The 17,382-nt window shown below is 63.2% G+C and carries 15 protein-coding genes and 1 pseudogene; 8 read left to right on the forward strand and 8 right to left on the reverse strand.

Annotated features, from left to right (window positions below):
• Nucleotides 1–21: 21 nt before the first annotated feature.
• From Q0331_RS03930 to Q0331_RS03960, 7 genes are all read right to left on the reverse strand, one after another.
• Nucleotides 22–429: a metal-sulfur cluster assembly factor gene (locus Q0331_RS03930; protein WP_011273558.1), complete on the reverse strand. Its 408-nt coding sequence runs from the start codon at nt 427–429 to the stop codon at nt 22–24.
• 10 nt (nt 430–439) lie between these two features.
• Nucleotides 440–901 (reverse strand): Fe-S cluster assembly sulfur transfer protein SufU, encoded by a 462-nt coding sequence (sufU, locus tag Q0331_RS03935; RefSeq protein WP_239198438.1) that lies wholly within the window; start codon nt 899–901, stop codon nt 440–442.
• A gap of 83 nt (nt 902–984) precedes the next feature.
• Entirely contained in the window at nt 985–2,259 is a 1,275-nt protein-coding gene (locus Q0331_RS03940) for a cysteine desulfurase (protein WP_298075063.1), read from the reverse strand.
• A gap of 58 nt (nt 2,260–2,317) precedes the next feature.
• Nucleotides 2,318–3,073: a Fe-S cluster assembly ATPase SufC gene (gene sufC / locus Q0331_RS03945; RefSeq protein WP_298075065.1), complete on the reverse strand. Its 756-nt coding sequence runs from the start codon at nt 3,071–3,073 to the stop codon at nt 2,318–2,320.
• A 44-nt stretch (nt 3,074–3,117) separates the two neighbouring features.
• On the reverse strand, nt 3,118–4,329 hold the full coding sequence (gene sufD, locus Q0331_RS03950) for a Fe-S cluster assembly protein SufD (protein ID WP_298075067.1): 1,212 nt from the start codon (nt 4,327–4,329) through the stop codon (nt 3,118–3,120).
• A gap of 5 nt (nt 4,330–4,334) precedes the next feature.
• A complete protein-coding gene (sufB, locus tag Q0331_RS03955) occupies nt 4,335–5,777 on the reverse strand; it encodes a Fe-S cluster assembly protein SufB (RefSeq protein WP_298075070.1) in 1,443 nt (480 codons plus the stop codon).
• Nucleotides 5,778–5,780: 3 nt separating this feature from the next.
• A complete protein-coding gene (locus Q0331_RS03960; protein WP_298075071.1) occupies nt 5,781–6,464 on the reverse strand; it encodes a metalloregulator ArsR/SmtB family transcription factor in 684 nt (227 codons plus the stop codon).
• A 213-nt stretch (nt 6,465–6,677) separates the two neighbouring features.
• Here Q0331_RS03960 and mptB point away from each other — a divergent pair, with 213 nt between their 5' ends.
• The 5 genes from mptB to Q0331_RS03985 all read left to right on the forward strand — a co-directional run bounded on the left by mptB (nt 6,678) and on the right by Q0331_RS03985 (nt 12,222).
• Nucleotides 6,678–8,417, forward strand: coding sequence for a polyprenol phosphomannose-dependent alpha 1,6 mannosyltransferase MptB (mptB, locus tag Q0331_RS03965; RefSeq protein WP_298075074.1), 1,740 nt, complete (start codon nt 6,678–6,680; stop codon nt 8,415–8,417).
• A 30-nt stretch (nt 8,418–8,447) separates the two neighbouring features.
• Nucleotides 8,448–9,446, forward strand: a complete 999-nt coding sequence (locus tag Q0331_RS03970) for an ABC transporter ATP-binding protein (protein ID WP_298075077.1) — start codon at nt 8,448–8,450, stop codon at nt 9,444–9,446.
• Nucleotides 9,443–10,234: an ABC transporter permease gene (locus tag Q0331_RS03975; protein ID WP_298075079.1), complete on the forward strand. Its 792-nt coding sequence runs from the start codon at nt 9,443–9,445 to the stop codon at nt 10,232–10,234. Before Q0331_RS03970 ends, Q0331_RS03975 begins: the two co-directional genes overlap by 4 nt.
• Before the next feature lie 70 nt (nt 10,235–10,304).
• Nucleotides 10,305–11,375 (forward strand): heme A synthase, encoded by a 1,071-nt coding sequence (locus tag Q0331_RS03980; RefSeq protein ID WP_298075088.1) that lies wholly within the window; start codon nt 10,305–10,307, stop codon nt 11,373–11,375.
• Between the two features lie 52 nt (nt 11,376–11,427).
• Nucleotides 11,428–12,222, forward strand: a complete 795-nt coding sequence (locus Q0331_RS03985) for a hypothetical protein (protein WP_298075081.1) — start codon at nt 11,428–11,430, stop codon at nt 12,220–12,222.
• Nucleotides 12,223–12,239: 17 nt separating this feature from the next.
• Here the strand turns inward: Q0331_RS03985 and Q0331_RS03990 are convergent, their stop codons facing one another.
• On the reverse strand, nt 12,240–13,196 hold the full coding sequence (locus tag Q0331_RS03990; RefSeq protein ID WP_298075082.1) for a heme o synthase: 957 nt from the start codon (nt 13,194–13,196) through the stop codon (nt 12,240–12,242).
• Between the two features lie 239 nt (nt 13,197–13,435).
• On the opposite strand from Q0331_RS03990, the gene tkt reads away from it, so the two are divergent.
• The 3 genes and pseudogenes from tkt to Q0331_RS04005 form a co-directional block, all read left to right on the forward strand.
• The gene (tkt, locus tag Q0331_RS03995) at nt 13,436–15,526 is read left to right on the forward strand and encodes a transketolase (protein ID WP_298075084.1); all 2,091 of its coding nucleotides are present in this window, start codon (nt 13,436–13,438) and stop codon (nt 15,524–15,526) included.
• 35 nt (nt 15,527–15,561) lie between these two features.
• Nucleotides 15,562–16,674, forward strand: coding sequence for a transaldolase (gene tal, locus Q0331_RS04000; protein WP_298075086.1), 1,113 nt, complete (start codon nt 15,562–15,564; stop codon nt 16,672–16,674).
• A gap of 55 nt (nt 16,675–16,729) precedes the next feature.
• Nucleotides 16,730–17,382: pseudogene (locus tag Q0331_RS04005) on the forward strand (glucose-6-phosphate dehydrogenase); the annotation flags it as partial.

Consider the following 17,382-nt stretch of genomic DNA (forward strand, 5'->3'; position numbering starts at 1 on the left):
GTGGCAGAGGATGTACTCGGCCTAGACTGTGAAGCCGAGGAAACGCAGCTGCTCGCGGCCTTCTTCGTTGATCATGTGCGGGCCCCAGGCCGGGGTCCACACCCAGTTGATCTGCAGGTCGGAAACCTCGTCGACGTTGTTGATCACAGCATCGCGCGCCTGATCCTCCAGCACGTCCTGCAGCGGGCAGGCCGGGGAGGTCAGAGTCATGTTCAGAACCGCGGTCTTGTCCTCGATCCAAATGTCGTAGACCAGCCCCAGATCGATGACGTTGATGCCGAGCTCCGGGTCGATAACGTCCAGCAGGTGCTCCTCGACCTTGCCGGCCAGCGCCATGTCCTCCGGGCTGCGCTCCGACGGGCCCTCCGGAGCCTTGTCCAGCGGCGAGGGGTCCATCTCCGGGGCGGTGGGTTCTGCGTTCTCAGTCATGGTGTGTTCCTTACTCTGTGTTGGTGTTAGCGCTCACGCCAGCCTCGGTGGCAGCGGCCTCGAAGGCCTTCCAGCCCAGCAGGGCGCACTTCACGCGGGCGGGGTACTTGGAGACACCCGCGAAGGCAATGCCGTCGCCGATGATCTCGTCGTCGCCTTCGACCTTGCCACGGGAGGTGACCATGCGCTCGAACTCCGCCAGTTTGGCGAAGGCTTCCGCAACGGGCCGGCCGACCAGCTCCTCGGCCATGACGGACGTGGAGGCCTGGCTAATGGAGCAGCCCACAGCGTCGTAGGAGATGTCCTCGACCGTCTGGTTGTCCTCGCTGAGGTGCAGGCGCAGCGTGAGTTCGTCGCCACACGAGGTGTTCACATGGTGCACTTCGGCCTCGAAGGGCTCGCGCAACCCCGCGTGCTGCGGGTGCTTGTAGTGGTCCAGGATCACTTCCTGGTACATCTGCTCAAGTTTCATAGGGCCCTAGTATCCTCTAGTACTTTCCTCAATCGCCGATTCTGCGCTGTTACTTCTACGCTGTGCTGTACCTTTTAGGCTTTCTACGCCGCGCCGAAGAACTCTTGCGCCTTGCGGATGGCGACGACCAGCGCGTCGACTTCCGAAAGGTCATTGTAGATGTAGAAGCTGGCGCGGGCGGTAGCCTGCACATCCATGCACGTGTGCACCGGCCACGCGCAGTGGTGGCCTACGCGGATGCACACGCCCTGATCGTCGACTACCTGGCCGAGATCGTGCGGGTGGATCCCCTCCACGACGAAGCTCAGGGCACTACCGCGATCCTGCGAGTCGGTGGGGCCGATGATGCGCAAGCCCTCGATGGTCTGCAGCTGCTCCAGGGCGTACTCCGTCAGCTCCGCTTCGTGAGCGGCGACCTTGTCCATACCCAGTTCCTCCAGGTATTTCACCGCAGCGCCCAGGCCTACGACCTGGGAAGTCATCTGCGTGCCCGCCTCGAACCGCTGCGGAGCCTCAGTAAAGGTCGTGCGCTCCATAGTGACCTTCTCCACCATCGAGCCACCGGTCAAGAAGGGCGGAAGCTGGTCGAAGTGCTGTGCCTTACCGTAAAGGACGCCGACGCCGTTAGGTCCCAGCATCTTGTGGCCGGAGAAGGCGGCGAAGTCCACATCCAGTTCGTGGAAGTTCACGGGCATGTGCGGTACGGATTGGCAGGCGTCCAAGACAAAGATCGCCCCAACTTCGCGGGCTCGGCGCACGGCCTCCTTGACGTCCAGAATGGCACCGGTGACGTTCGACTGGTGCGTCAGCGCAACCACCTTGGTGCGCTCGCTGAGCTCCAGGCTTTCCAGATCGATGCGGCCATCCGAAGTGGCGGAATACCACTTCAAGGTCGCGCCGGTGCGCTGTGCGAGCTCCTGCCACGGGACCAGGTTGGCGTGGTGCTCCAGCTCGGAGACGACGATCTCGTCGCCCTCGGTGACCTGCAGCTCCCCCGCCCGTGCATCACCCAGGATGTAGGCGACTTCGTTGAGCGCCTCGGTGGCGTTCTTGGTGAACGCGATCTCCCGGTCCTCGGCCCCGACGAAGGCCGCGATGGCCTCGCGGGCCGATTCGTAGGACTCGGTAGCCTCCTCCGCGATTTCGTAGGCACCGCGGTGCACCGGAGCGTTATGGGTAGTCAAAAACTCCCGCTCCGCATCCAACACCTGCACCGGCCGCTGGGCGGTCGCTCCGGAATCCAGATACACAAGCTTCTTCCCGTCGCGCACGGTGCGCGAGAGAATCGGGAAGTCGCTGCGGATCTTCGCGGTGTCCAGGCGACTGTTGGAACTCACAAGTTCACACTTTCTGCCCATTTCAGGCTGGGACGAGCCGGGTTGGAGGTAAACGGATGGGAGGGGAAAATGCGCAGGCTTAGATGAACTTCTCGTAGCCCTCGGCCTCGAGTTGTTCAGCCAGCTCCGGGCCGCCGGACTCCACGATGCGGCCGTCGGCGAAGACATGTACGTGGTCGGGCTTCACGTAGTTCAGGATGCGCTGGTAGTGCGTAATAATTAGGACACCGCCGTTCTCGCGCTCCTGGTAGCGGTTGATGCCGTCGGAGACGACGCGCAGCGCGTCAACGTCCAGGCCGGAGTCGGTCTCGTCCAGGATGGCGAACTTCGGCTTCAGCAGACCCAGCTGCAGGATCTCGTGGCGCTTCTTCTCGCCACCGGAGAAGCCCTCGTTGATGGAGCGCTCGGAGAACGACGGGTCAATCGCCAGCTCTTCCATCGCCCCGCGTGCCTCCTTGACCCACTCGCGGATCTTCGGTGCTTCGCCGCGCACGGCGGTGGCGGAAGAACGCAGGAAGTTGGCCATGGAAACGCCCGGCACCTCGGTCGGGTACTGCATGGCCAGGAACAGGCCCGCACGGGCGCGTTCGTCGACCTCCATATCCAGCAGGTTCTCGCCGTCCAGCAGCACCTCGCCCTCGGTGATCTCGTAACGCGGGTGGCCCGCGATGGCGTAGGACAGGGTGGACTTGCCGGAGCCGTTCGGGCCCATGATGGCGTGGGTCTCACCGGAGTTGATGGTCAGGTTCACGCCGTGCAGGATCGGCTTCGGATCCTCGTTCTCGTCGGCGGGGACAACCTGCGCGTGCAGATTCTTGATTTCCAGAGTGCTCATGGTGTGTAAAAAGCTTTCTTTGGGTTTTTGACGGGGGAATGAATTTAAAGAACCGTGTGCTGCAGCTCGGCCTCGACCTTGTCCTCCAGCAGCTCGCGGATGGACTCTTCCGGAATGCGCTTGATCACGTCGGTGAAGAAACCACGGACGATCAGCATCTTGGCGCTAGCCGGGTCGATGCCACGGGACTGCAGGTAGAACATGTGCTCGTCATCGAAGCGACCGACAGTGGCGGCGTGGCCTGCGCCGACGATCTCGCCGGTCTGAATCTCCAGGTTCGGCACCGCATCAGCGCGGGCGCCGGAGGTCAGCAGCAGGTTGTTGTTCTTCTCGTAAGTGTCGGTGCCCGTGGCATCCGGGCGGATCAGCACGTCGCCAATCCACGCCGTGCGTGCCTCGCGGGCATCCTTGCCCTTCTCCGGCTCGCCCTGCAGTGCACCCTTGTACAGCACGTTGGAGCGGCAGTTGCGGATCGAGTGATCCACCAGGAGGCGCTGCTCGAAGTACTGGCCCGCATCCGCGAAGTACAGTCCCAGCAGCTCAGCATCGCCACCGGTGTCCGTGTAGCGCACGTGTGGCACGGAGCGCACCACGTGGCCACCGAAGGCTGCGTAGTAGTGGCGAACGGTTGCATCGCGGCCAACTTGGATGTGCGAGTTCGACAGGTGCACCGCATCGTCGTTCCAGTCCTCGAAGACCACGGTGGTCAGCTTTGCGCCGGTGCCAACGACGAACTCGACGTTGTCAGAGTGTGCGCCGGAACCCTCGTAGCGGACGAACACCACAGCCTCGGCGTGGGGCTCGAGCTCCACGACCAGGGTGCCGTAGGAGACCTCGTCCTCCCCCGGGCCGTCGACGGTGATGGTCACCGGAGCCTTCAGCGCCGCATTCTTGGAGATGCGCACGTAGTCCGCGGACTCAGTGTTCTCCCACGCCTGGGCTGCGGCACGATCCACGGGAGCACCCGCGCGACCGAGGCGCTCGTCGCCCGGCTCCAACTGCTCGACCGCCACGCTGGGGGCGTCATCATCAGAAATACCGACGGCGACGGCAGCGCGCTTGCCAGCTACGGCCGAGCCATCGTGCAGGCCGCGCAGCTCGCGCAGCGGGGTGAAGCGCCAATCCTCATCCTTACCGCGCGGCACGGCAAAGTCCGCGGCCGAGAAAGAGGTGAAACGGTCACCCTTGGTCTGGTGATCCGTACCAGCCTGAACCGGTGTGATAGTCGCTTCGGTTTCGTTGAGTTGGGTGGTCATTTGGTTTAACCCACCGATCCTTCCATCTGCAGTTCGATTAGACGGTTGAGCTCCAGGGCGTACTCCATGGGCAGCTCCTTGGCGATAGGCTCCACGAAGCCGCGGACGATCATCGCCATTGCCTCTTCCTCCTCGATGCCACGTGACATCAGGTAGAACAGCTGATCCTCGGAGACCTGGGAGACGGTGGCCTCGTGGCCAAGCGTCACGTGATCGTTACGAATGTCGTTGTACGGGTATGTGTCCGATCGAGAGATGGAGTCGACCAGCAGCGCGTCACACTCGACGTTCGATGCGGAGTGGTGCGCATCCTTGTTCACCTGCACCAGGCCGCGGTAGGCAGCGCGGCCACCGGCGCGGGCGACGGACTTGGAGATGATATTCGAGCTCGTGTGCGGAGCCATGTGCACCATCTTCGCGCCCGTGTCCTGGAACTGCCCCTCGCCGGCGAAAGCCACGGAGAGCACCTCGCCCTTCGCGTGCGGGCCGGTCATCCAGACGGCCGGGTACTTCATGGTCACCTTCGAGCCGATGTTGCCATCGACCCACTCCATGGTGCCGCCCTCTTCGCACTTGGTGCGCTTGGTGACGAGGTTGTATACGTTGTTCGACCAGTTCTGAATCGTGGTGTAACGGCAGCGGCCGCCCTTCTTCACGATGATCTCGACCACTGCGGAGTGCAGGGAGTCGGTCTTGTAGATCGGTGCAGTACAGCCCTCGACGTAGTGGACGTAAGCGTCCTCGTCGACGATGATCAGCGTGCGCTCGAACTGACCCATGTTCTCGGTGTTAATGCGGAAGTACGCCTGCAGCGGGATGTCCACGTGCACGCCCTTCGGCACGTAGATGAAGGAACCACCGGACCAGACGGCCGTGTTCAGCGCAGAGAACTTGTTGTCGCCAGCCGGGATAACGGTGCCGAAGTACTCCTCGAACAGCTCGGGGTACTCGCGCAGGCCGGTATCGGTATCGACGAAGATCACGCCCTGCTTCTCCAGGTCCTCGCGGATCTGGTGGTACACAACCTCGGACTCGTACTGGGCGGCCACGCCAGCGACCAGGCGCTGCTTCTCGGCCTCCGGGATGCCCAGCTTGTCGTAGGTGTTCTTAATGTCCTCCGGCAGGTCCTCCCAGGTCTGAGCCTGCTTCTCGGTGGAACGGACGAAGTACTTGATGTTGTCGAAGTCGATATCGCTGAGGTCCGCGCCCCACGTCGGCAGCGGCTTCTTGTCGAAGATATCCAGAGCCTTCAGGCGACGCTTCAGCATCCACTCCGGCTCGTCCTTCTTCGCGGAGATGTCGCGGACGACGTCCTCGTTAAGGCCGCGGCGGGCAGAGGCGCCGGCGACATCGGAATCGTGCCAGCCGTAGCCGTACGCGCCGATGGAATCGATGATCTCTTCGTCGGTCTGTGGTTTAGTTTCAGGTGTTTGTGCAGCTTGAGTCATGGTTTAACTTTCCTTCTTGGGGGAAGGGTCAATGGTTCTAAGCGGAATATAGGTGGTGCAGACACCGTTGCCGTCGGCGATTGTTGCCAAAGGTTGAGTGTGCTGTCCCAGCAGCTCTGCAACCACCCGGTGCTCCGCCGCGCACAGTTCTGGGAACTCGTGAGCGACATCTTGGATCGGGCAGTGATGACGGCAAATCTGTACGCCACCGCCTGCGTGGCCGACAGTGGCAGCGTAGCCCCTCTCGGTCAATGCGTCGGCAATGGCCTGGGCCTTGGCGGCTACGTCTGCGTCGGAGTCGGAGACGTCCTCCAGCAGATCGTTGATGCGCTGAGCGGCGAAGTCCTCCACCGCTTCCTCTCCTCCTGCAGAGCGAAGAGCACGCAGAGCCAGCAAGGCGAGCGTGTCGTAATCATGTCCAAACTCCGCCCGGCCTTCGTCGGTCAGCCTAAAGAGCTTGGCGGGCCGCCCACGTTGCCCGGAACGAGGTGCTTCGACGACCTCGGCGAGGCCGTCGGAGACGATGTTGTCTAAGTGACGCCGAACGCCGGCGGCGCTTAGCCCAAATGCCTCGCTAATGTCCGATGCGCTCACCGGACCGTGGCGCAGCACGTGTAGAAGAATGCGGTGCCGCGTGTCGTGCTCTGGAGTGGGCTGGGTTGCCCGCTCCTCAGATGTCTGTGCCACGCTAGAACCTCCTTTAGCTTCTGTTCGAGTGCGCCTGCGCAACTTAAAGTTGTGCCTACATGATTAGACAACAAAAGTGTGTCGTAAATATTCCCGCTTGTCTACTAAGGTAACCCTGCCTAACTCGTGACAATCCTTTGAGTCTTCTCTGTGGCGCTGGTCACGGCCATGGCTGAAGAAGATTGCTTGCGACATTCGGTAGTATCTGCACCTATGACTACCCCCACCTCAGCCAACCCGAGCTCGTCTCGGGGGTCGCGTCTCTTGGCGCCCTGGCGGAGGTTCCAGGAGCAACTGCCCCACCTGGGCCTGGCGGGGTCGCGATCGGCACAGCTGCACTCAGAATCCGAGGGCGACAATGTGCCGGAAAGCTCTCTGCAGTTCCAGCCCCTGAGCCGCGCGCTTTCCATGCGGCTTTACGCTGCGGTATTCCTGGGGGCCCTCGGCACCATGCTGGTGACGGTCGGCGGCCTGGGCGCCGGCGCGTTCCCCGTGATCCACAACCCCTATTGGGACTTCCCCGGCGTGAACACGCTGGCGCGGATGCTGCACTCCACCACCGTTCTGGTTTTCGTGGGCATCGGCTTCCTGGTCTACGGCTGGTTGCTGCTGTTCACCTTCGCTGTCTCCGCACCCGGCAGCCCCAATCACCCAATCCCGGTGCGGACCTATTGGCGCACATTCTTCGTGTGGGTCACCCCGCTCATGGTCACCCCGCCACTGTTTACCCAGGACATCTACTCTTATCTGGCGCAGGGAGCGATCGCCGCGAAGGGCTGGGATCCCTACAGTGCCGGACCCGTAGACCTGCTGGGTATCGACGACCCCTTAGCCCGTTCCGTGCCTCTGATGTGGGCGCACTCCCCTGCGCCCTATGGGCCGGTGGCGCTGGGCTATGGCGAGGTCATCTCCATGCTCACCGACAACTCCATCATCCTCGGCATCGTGCTGCACCGGTTGGTGGCCATCCTGGGGCTGGCCTTAAGCGGTTGGGCCCTCGTCCGGTTGGCGCGGCGTTGTGGCGTGTCGAGTGGAGCTGCATTGTGGCTGGGCGTGTTGAATCCGCTGGCGATCCTGCACCTGGTCGGCGGCATCCACAACGAAGCTGCCTTGATCGGCCTTCTGCTCGCAGGCCTGGAACTTGTGTTGCGCGGCGTGGATAACGAAGAACGCCCCCTCACCAGCCGCTGGATACTCATTATCGGCGGGTTTGGCCTGATCGCAATGGCCGGCCTAGTCAAAGTCACGGCCTTCATTGGCCTGGGCTTCGCCGGTGCAGCACTCGCCCGCTGGTTCGGCGGGCGCCTGGTGGACCTCTTTTCTGCTGCGGCCGTCGCCGTAGTGGTCGCAACTGCAACCTCCGTCGCATTCTCCCTCGTCACCGGGGTCGGCTTCGGCTGGATCACCTCCCAGGGTGGCGCAGCGGAGATCATCTCCTGGATGTCGATCACCACCTCCCTCGGCCTGTCTTCTGGAGCGCTCGGTGCCGTTCTGGGGCTGGGCGATCACACCGATTCGGCGCTGATCGTCTTCCGCACCCTCGGTCTTCTCGTGGGCGCGTTCTGGGTCGTCCGCATGCTGTGGGCCTCTTTCCGAGGCCGTATCCACCCCGTAGGCGGACTGGGCGTGGCCACCCTCATCCTGGTGCTCTTCTTCCCCGTCGTGCACCCCTGGTACCTCCTGTGGGCGATCCTTCCCCTCGCCGCTTGGGCGAACCGGCGCGCGTTCCACCTCACGGCCGTGATCTACTCGGTGGTGTTCAGCTTCTTCATCCTTCCCCGCGGACTTTCCCTGCCAACCTCTACAGTGATCTACATCTACGCGATGAGCCTCGTGTTCTTCCTGGTAGCAGTTGTGGCCCTGCGGGCCCTGGCGGCCCACAACGCAGATCTGGCCGAGGCCCTGTCGTTTCGTTCCGATAAACTCCGGCGAGCAGTAGGCGCTACTACGTAAAACGCTGCTAGGGGGCTAGACTTTCACATCATGACCACAAGACCTGAAACCCAGGCAACCCAAGCAGCTCCAGCGCGGGCGAGCTCTTCCGTCCTTCAGCTCCGCGACGTAGCCAAAACCTACGGCGAGCGCCGCGCCGTCGACGGGCTGAGCCTCGAGCTGGCCGCCGGCCAGGTGCTCGCTCTCCTCGGCCCGAATGGCGCTGGCAAGACCACGACCGTCGAAATGTGCGAGGGCTTCATCCGCCCCACCGAGGGCACCATTCGTGTGTTCGGCAAGGATCCGGCCGTCGAATCGGACGAGGTCCGCAGTCGCATCGGGGTAATGCTGCAAGGTGGTGGCGCGTACCCCGGAATCCGCGTGGGCGAGATGTTGCGGCTGGTGGCGTCATACTCGAAAAACCCCTTGGACCCCGACTGGCTGCTCGAGACCGTCGGGCTGACCGGTCACGAAAAGACACCCTACCGGCGCCTATCGGGCGGCCAACAGCAGCGCCTGAGTCTGGCCTGCGCACTGGTGGGGCGCCCCGAGCTGGTGTTCCTGGACGAGCCGACCGCCGGCCTGGACGCCCAGTCCCGCCTGGCGGTGTGGGATCTGGTGGCCTCGCTGAAGCGCGACGGCGTGGCGGTGGTGCTGACCACCCACCTGATGGACGAGGCTGAGGCGCTGGCCGACCAGGTGGTCATCATTGATTCCGGTCGCGTGGTCGCTTCGGGCACACCGGAGGAGATGATGTCGGGCCGTGACCCGAACTCCACCGGTGCGTGGCTTGCGGTGCAGGTTGATTCCGACGCCGCACTCCCCGCTGTCTCCGCGGCCATTGCCAAGCGCGCGGAGATGCCGGTGACGGTGGACGAGCTGCGCCCCCGCCACTTCAGAATCGAGGCCGAGGAACTGAGCCCGCAGTTGGTTGCAGCGGTGGCCGAGGCTTTCGCCGATGAATCCGTGATGATCAACCAACTCGAGGTCAACAGGCAGTCGCTGGAGGACGTCTTCCTCTCTATCACCGGAAAGGACATCCGCTCATGAGTACCACCAGCCGCTTCGAGCCAGGATTCTTTGCCCCCGCACCCCAGCAGGCGAAGTCCGGCGACATCGTAAAGGCCCAGGCCAAGATCGAATCGCTGCTCTTCTTGCGCCACGGGGAGCAGCAATTGCTCTCTATGGTCATCCCGCTGGGGCTGCTTGTTGGTTTGACGCTGGTTCCCGGCGATGACGCATCCCACGCAGTCAGCCGCATCTTCCCCATGGCTTTGGCTATTGCGCTGATGGGCGCGGGCTTCACGGGCCAGGCCATCGCGGTGGCCTTCGACCGGCGCTATGGGGCTCTGAAGCGCATCGGTGCGGCGGGTGTGCCCACCTGGGCGCTGATCGCGGGCAAAGTTGTTGCAGTGTGCATCGTGGTCTTGCTGCAGGTGTTGGTGCTTTCCATTGCCTCGTTCGCACTGGGATGGCGCCCGGACATCGTGGGGCTGCCCGCGGCTTTGGTGACGGCGGTGCTCGGAGTTGCGGCCTTCACCAGCCTGGGGCTGCTGCTGGGCGGCACGCTGAGCTCGGAGCTGGTGCTTGCGTTGGGCAATACGATCTGGTTCGTGCTGCTGGGCGCAGCTGTGTACACCACTATGACCACCCCGGCAGGCGAAGATGTGAATGCCCTCCTTATGGCTGTACCCTCGGTGGCACTAATGGAAGGCTTCCACACCGCAGTGGTCGCCGGTGGATTCAACTGGTTGGCGCTTTTGAGCCTGGCTGTGTGGGCCGTAATCGGTTCGGTTTTTGCGTTGAAGCTTTTCCGTTTCACCATGGAGAGCGACTAGCGGGAAACGCCTAGCCGCAATTAGCCCCGCCACGTGGGCTTCCGATAGTCTTAAAGGCGTGCTTGAGACTATGAAACAACGCGCCGCGGAGGAGAGAAATCCCTTCGTCCGAGCGCTGCTGAAGCTGTACGCCTTTGCACATGCAGCCGACCGCAGGTTTGGCTTTCCTCGGCCCGTTACCGCGCCGACGATCCGGCGCCAGCGGCTCTTCGCCATCATCCTGTTGGCCTGCCAGACGGGAATCACCTTCACCGGCTCGCTGGTGCGCGTCACGGGCTCCGGCTTGGGCTGCGACACGTGGCCGCAGTGCCACCCGGGCTCTCTGTTTCCTGTTGCTGGCTCCGCGCCGTGGATTCACCAACTGATCGAGTTCGGCAACCGAACGCTGACGTTCGTACTGATCATCGCCGCCCTGGTGTGCTTCATTGCCGTGGTGCGCGCGGCGCGGCGCTCCGCGATTCTCCACCTGGCCTTTATCCAGGGCATCGGCATTATCGTCCAGGCCGTGCTGGGTGGCATCACCGTGCACATGGACCTGATGTGGTGGACCGTTGCCCTGCACTTCTTACCCAGCATGCTGCTGGTCTTCCTGGCCGCGAAGCTGGTGGTGCGCATCGGGGAACCCGACGATGGTGAGATGCATCCCCTGATGCCACGCCCTCTGCGTATTCTCACCGACGGATCCGCGCTGAGCCTGGCAATCGTCCTGATTACCGGCACCCTGGTGACCGGCGCCGGTCCGCACGCGGGCGACGAGGCAATTCTTCCGGAGCACCGCCTGCAGGTGCCACTCATCGACATGGCACACATCCACGCCGGTTTCATGTACCTCTACCTGGGCCTGACCGTTGGCTTGCTGGCGGGCGTGTTCGCGCTAAACCTGGAGCACCGCATCAAGACAGCCTCCTACTGGGTGATCGCAGCGATCATTCTGCAGGCCATTGTTGGCATTATGCAGTACTGGCTGGGTGTACCCCGCTGGTCGGTGCCGATCCACGTTATCGGCTCGGGGCTTACCACCGCGGCCACCGGCTTCCTCTGGGCCTTGAAGTTCCGCTACAGCGGCGGCAACTCTACCCTGACGGGCACGACGGCAGGTGACTGCCAGCGTCAGGAGAGCGTTGACGCCAAAGACGGCTAAGATTCTGAGTCAAAGGCTAACGCCCATTTGATCCCGAAGAGGGGGCCGAATCATGACTCAGCCGACGAGGATGCCGCGCACCACTTTGAAGTTCTATTCAGGTGTAGATACTCCACTTGTGCCTGGGAGGGGCGAAAGCTATTACACCACTCCTAACCCTATGCGGGATAGCAGAGGGAGCTTTCAAGCCGTGAGCGCGGCGGGTCCTCCGCCGTACTCACAGGATGTGCCATTACGTATTTTTATCCTCGTGGCAGCTGGACTCTTCGGTGTTGTCTTTGCAGTCATCGCCCTCATGATGCCATTCGGTAGTGCTCGCGGCGCGGATTCCACGGGCGACAGTCTCCATTTCATGAACGCCTTCTTCTTTATTGGTGGGATCGCCTTCGTCATGGCCGTGGGCTTTTTGACCAACAGCACACTTTCGCGACGCAGGAGAATAGCTACTGCCTGGAAGAATGGTTGGATCGATTACTACCCGGCGCTGGTCGGGCAGATTTATCACACTCGCAGGGTTTTGCGCAAGGGCAATGACTTAGGCTCGAATTTTTTGTACTACTACCGGGCACCACTCCAAGTGCTCTACCCGGATGGCTCATTCCGGCAGATGCAGTCTTTTGAATTCGAGATGAGGGCCAGGCCCGACTGGTATCGCAGGCGTTGCAATATGGCCACATCGGCGCAAACCGCTGTCGCGAATGGTTGGAACAATAACGGATGGGCAATCGTCGGTATACGTTGCTTTCCCGGGCAGACGCATGCCGAACTCGACCCCGGACTCACGCACCAACAGTGCGAAGCCGTATTCAACCTCGCCGAGCGCAACTGGCTCAGGACGGCTTGGTGATCTTCTTTGTCGTGATGTTAGCCGAGCACTGCCTGGGCGAGCGTCTGCCAACCCAGCACCGCGTCCACGGAGAGAGCGACGAAGAGGATAGACAGGTAGTTGTTCGACAGGAAGAACAGCTGCATCGGCTTCACCGGCGTACCCTTCTTTACGCCCTGGTGCAGCAGGTGAGCCTTGATGATGAACCAGCCGCCGGAGAGCAGTGCGGCAGCCAAATAGATCCAGCTAGCTGCCGGGACTAGCAGAAGCGAAGTGATGACGGTCGCCCAGGTATAAGCCAGGATCTGGCGCGTAACCTGCAGTGGGGGCTTGACCACGGGCATCATGGGCACACCCGCGGCCTCGTAGTCCTCGCGGTAGCGCATTCCCAGAGCCCAGGTATGCGGCGGCGTCCAAAAGAAGATAATCATGAACAAAATGAGCGCCTGTACCCACGAAGACCACCCGGCGTGGAAGGCACCGCCGTTGTTATCGGTGATGACTGCCCAGCCGACAATCACCGGCATGCAGCCCGCAGCGCCGCCCCAGATGACGTTCTGCCAGGTACGGCGCTTGAGCCACTTAGTGTAGACAAAAACATAGAACCAGTTCGTCAGCACGATAAATCCGGCGGCCAGCCAGGAGTGGCACAAGAAGCCAAGCCACAGCACAGAGGCAATCAGCAGCACCCAGGCGAAGATGCGAGCCTCGCCGACGGAGACGGTTTCGCGGGCGGTCGGGCGGCGGCGGGTGCGGCGCATCAGCTGGTCGATGTCGTGGTCGACCACGTTGTTGAACGTGTTAGCCGCGCCGGCGCCCATCCAGCCGCCGATGAGCGTCAAGAGGATAAGGCCGAAGTGCACTTCGCCGCGCGCTGCCTGCAACATCGCAGGGATCGTGGCCACCAGCAGCAATTCAATGACCCTGGGTTTGGTCAGTGCTAGATATGCCTTGGCCGTCTCAGCGAATGTCTTCACCGGCTGCCTCGCCTCCACCTTCTCGAATATTTTCCGAATCGCGTCTAACGCTACCCGAGCGCGGGGTGCAGGCCGAAACAGAGCCTGCACTCGCCCATCTTCATATGGTCGTACGGAAGCTCCAAATAGTTCCCGCGGTGTGCAAAAAATTTTTGCCCCGAAATTCCGGCCTGCAACTGCGCCCACTGGCCACAGCGAACGACTACGACCATTAGTATGTATGGGGTATTCGGCTTGATGAAGAAAGGCAACTGACAGTGACTCTCTCCCCAGAACAGCAGGCACTCACGGTGCGTAACTACCCGGCGGACTGGACGGAGACCGACACGCGCGCGGTCGACCTTGCCCGCGTACTGGCCGCAGACGCCGTGGAGAACTGCGGCTCGGGCCACCCCGGCACGGCAATGAGCCTGGCGCCGCTGGCATACACCCTGTACCAGCGCGTGCTGCGCCACGACCCGCAGGACGTGCACTGGGTAGGCAGGGATCGCTTCGTCCTCTCGGCTGGCCACTCCTCCCTGACTCAGTACATCCAGCTGTACCTGGGTGGCTTCGGCCTGGAGCTGGAGGACCTGCAGGCACTGCGCACCTGGGGCTCCAAGACCCCGGGCCACCCGGAGGTCCACCACACCGACGGTGTGGAGATCACGACCGGACCGCTGGGCCAGGGTCTTGCATCCGCGGTGGGTATGGCGATGGCCTCCCGCCGCGAGCGCGCTCTGTTCGACCCGCAGGCTCCGGCCGGCGAGTCCCCCTTCGACCACTTCATCTACGTCATCGCTTCTGACGGCGACGTGCAGGAGGGCGTGACCTCCGAAGCTTCCTCCCTGGCGGGTACCCAGCAGCTGGGCAACCTCATTGTCTTCTGGGACGACAACGGCATCTCCATCGAGGACCAGACCGAGATCGCCTTCACCGAGGACGTCTCCGCCCGATACGCCGCCTACGGTTGGCAGACCCTCGAGGTCACTGGCGAGGACGTGGAGGGCATCCTGGACGCAGTCGAGCGCGCCAAGGCCGAGACCTCTCGCCCCACCTTCATCCGCCTGCGCAGCGTCATCGCCTACCCCGCCCCGACGAAGATGGATACCGGCGCCTCCCACGGTGCTGCCCTCGGCGCGGAGGAGATCACCGGCATCAAGCAGGCCCTGGACTTCCCGGACGAGCCGTTCCCGGTGGAGGACAACGTGATCGCCCACACCCGCGGTCTGATCGATCGTGGCGCGGAGGCACACAAGCAGTGGCAGGTTCTTTTTGACGCCTGGGCGGAGAACAACCCGGAGAATAAGGCTCTGTTCGACCGTCTGTACTCCCGGGAGCTTCCGGAGGGTTTCGACGCCGAGGTTCCCAGCTGGGAGGCCGGCGAGTCCCTGGCTACCCGCAAGGCTTCGGAGGCCACCCTGCAGGCTCTGGGTAAGACCCTGCCGGAGCTGTGGGGCGGTTCCGCCGACCTGGCTGGCTCTACCAACACCATCATCAAGGGCTCCCCGAGCTTCGGCCCGGAGGCCGTCAGCACCCGCAACTTCACCGCGGAACCGGGCGGCCGCAACCTGCACTTCGGTATCCGCGAGCACGGCATGGTCGCCATCCTGAATGGCATCGCCCTGCACGGTCCGACTCGCCCGTACGGCGCGACGTTCCTGCAGTTCTCTGACTACGCCCGCGGTGCGGTGCGCCTGGGCGCCCTGATGCAGACGGACACTTACCACGTGTGGACGCACGACTCCATCGGCCTGGGTGAGGACGGACCGACCCACCAGCCTGTCGAGCACCTGGCTTCCCTGCGCGCAATCCCCCACCTGGCGGTTATCCGCCCGGCGGACGCCAACGAGACCGCTGCCGGCTGGGTCGCTGCCCTGCAGGCTGAGGAGTCCCCGAAGGCTCTGGTCCTGACTCGCCAGAACGTCCCCGTGCTGGAGGGAACCCAGGACAAAGCCGCCGAGGGCGTGGCCCGCGGCGGCTACGTGCTGGTCGAGGAATCGACGGACACCCCGGAGGTCATCCTGCTGGCCACCGGCTCCGAGGTACAGCTGGCCGTGGAGGCCGCCAAGGAGCTGGAGAGCCAGGGCGTGGGCACCCGCGTGGTTTCCATGCCTGTCATGGAGTGGTTCCTCGAGCAGGATGCCGAGTACCAGGAACAGGTTCTGCCGAGCGACGTGACGGCTCGCGTCTCCGTCGAGGCCGGAATCTCCATGCCGTGGCATCGCTTCGTCGGCCTGAACGGACGCACGGTCTCCCTGGAGCACTACGGCGCTTCTGCTGACTACCAGACGCTCTACCGCGAGTTCGGCATCACTTCCGAGGCAGTCGTCGCCGCTGCGCACGACTCCATCGCGGCGAACAAGTAAACCCCACAACCCCACCCCAAGGACTGATTCCTTATATGAGCACCCCCGCCAACATCGACGCACTTGCACAAGCCGGCACCTCCGTGTGGCTTGACGATCTGTCCCGCGACCGCCTGCGCTCCGGCAACCTCGCTGAGGTCATTGAGAACAAGGGCGTGGTCGGCGTGACCACGAACCCGGCCATCTTCGCCAACGCGATGTCCCAGGGCACGGCTTACGACCAGCAGCTCCGCGAGCTCGCTGCCGCTGGTACCCCGGCTGACAGCGCGGTGTTCGAGATGGCGGCGGACGACGTGGCGGACGCCTGCGACGTCTTTCTGCCCATCTACGAGAAGACCGATGGGGTGGATGGCCGAGTCTCCCTCGAGGTGGATCCGCGTCTGGCCAACGAACGCGAGGCCACCGTCATCCAGGCCAAGGAGCTGGCTGCGAAGGTGGGGCGCGAGAACCTGATGATCAAGATTCCCGCTACGCAGGAATGCCTGCCCGCCATCACCGACGTGCTGGCCGAGGGCATCAGCGTGAACGTGACCCTTATCTTTTCCGTCAGCCGCTACATCCAGGTGATGGAGGCATTCATTGCCGGTATTTCCCGCGCCGCTGAGGCCGGCAAGGACCTCACCAAGATCCACTCCGTGGCCAGCTTCTTCGTCTCCCGCGTGGACACCGAAATCGACAAGCGCCTGGATGGCATCGGCACCGACGGGGCCAAGCAGCTCAAGGGCAAGGCGGGTGTGGCCAACGCGCAGCTGGCCTACGCCGCCTTCGAGGAGCACCTGCTCAACAACCCCGACTGGACCGCACTTGCCGATAAGGGAGCGCACGTTCAGCGACCACTGTGGGCGTCCACCTCAGTAAAGAACCCCGAGTACCCAGACACCTTGTACGTGACCGAGCTGGCCGGACCGCGCACCGTAAACACGATGCCGGAGAACACCTTGGACTCAACGATCGACCACGGCGAGATCCGCGGCGATTCCCTCAGCGGCACCGCGGAGGATGCACGCGAAGTGTTCGCTCGCCTGGACGCGGTGGGCGTAAACCTGGCCGAAGTGTGGGCCGTGCTGGAGGACGAGGGTGTGGAGAAGTTCGTGGCCTCCTGGAACGAGCTGCTGGGCACTCTCTCCGCGCAGCTAGACGCCAAGTAGCTCAGCCAGCGCAGCACCCACCCCTACCGATTAAAGAAAATAGGACTTTAGACAAGTGCAACTTCCTTTTTCCGCCGAAGAATGGCGCAACCCGTTGCGCGACGAATTGGATAAGCGCCTGCCGCGCATCGCTGGCCCCTGCGGCCTGGTGATCTTCGGCGTGACCGGCGACCTGGCACGCAAGAAGCTGCTGCCCGCCGTCTACGACCTCGCGAACCGCGGCCTGCTGCCACCCGGCTTCAGCCTGATCGGCTACGGCCGCCGCGACTGGTCGAAGGAGCAGTTCGAGGAGCAAGTCCTGGAGTGCGTCAAGGATCGCGCGCGCACCCCGTGGCGCCAGAACGTGTGGGATCGCCTCGCCGAAGGCATCTTCTTCGTCACCGGCGACTTCACCACCGATTCTGCTTTTGACGCCCTCGCGGAGAAGACCCGGGAGATCGACAACGCGCGCGGTACCGCCGGCAACTGGGCTTATTACCTGTCCGTCCCACCAGACCACTTCCCCAGCGTGTGCCACCAACTCCAGCGCTCGGGCCTGGCCAAGCCGGATCCGGAGCTGGGAGAGCTACACAACGGCTGGCGCCGCGTGGTTATCGAGAAGCCCTTCGGCCACGACGAGCAGTCGGCCCACGAGCTCAATGAGATCGTGAACAGTGTGTTCCCGGAATCCAGCGTGTTCCGCATCGACCACTACCTGGGCAAGGAGAC

The organism is uncultured Corynebacterium sp. (assembly GCF_937999985.1).
GTDB lineage: Bacteria > Actinomycetota > Actinomycetes > Mycobacteriales > Mycobacteriaceae > Corynebacterium.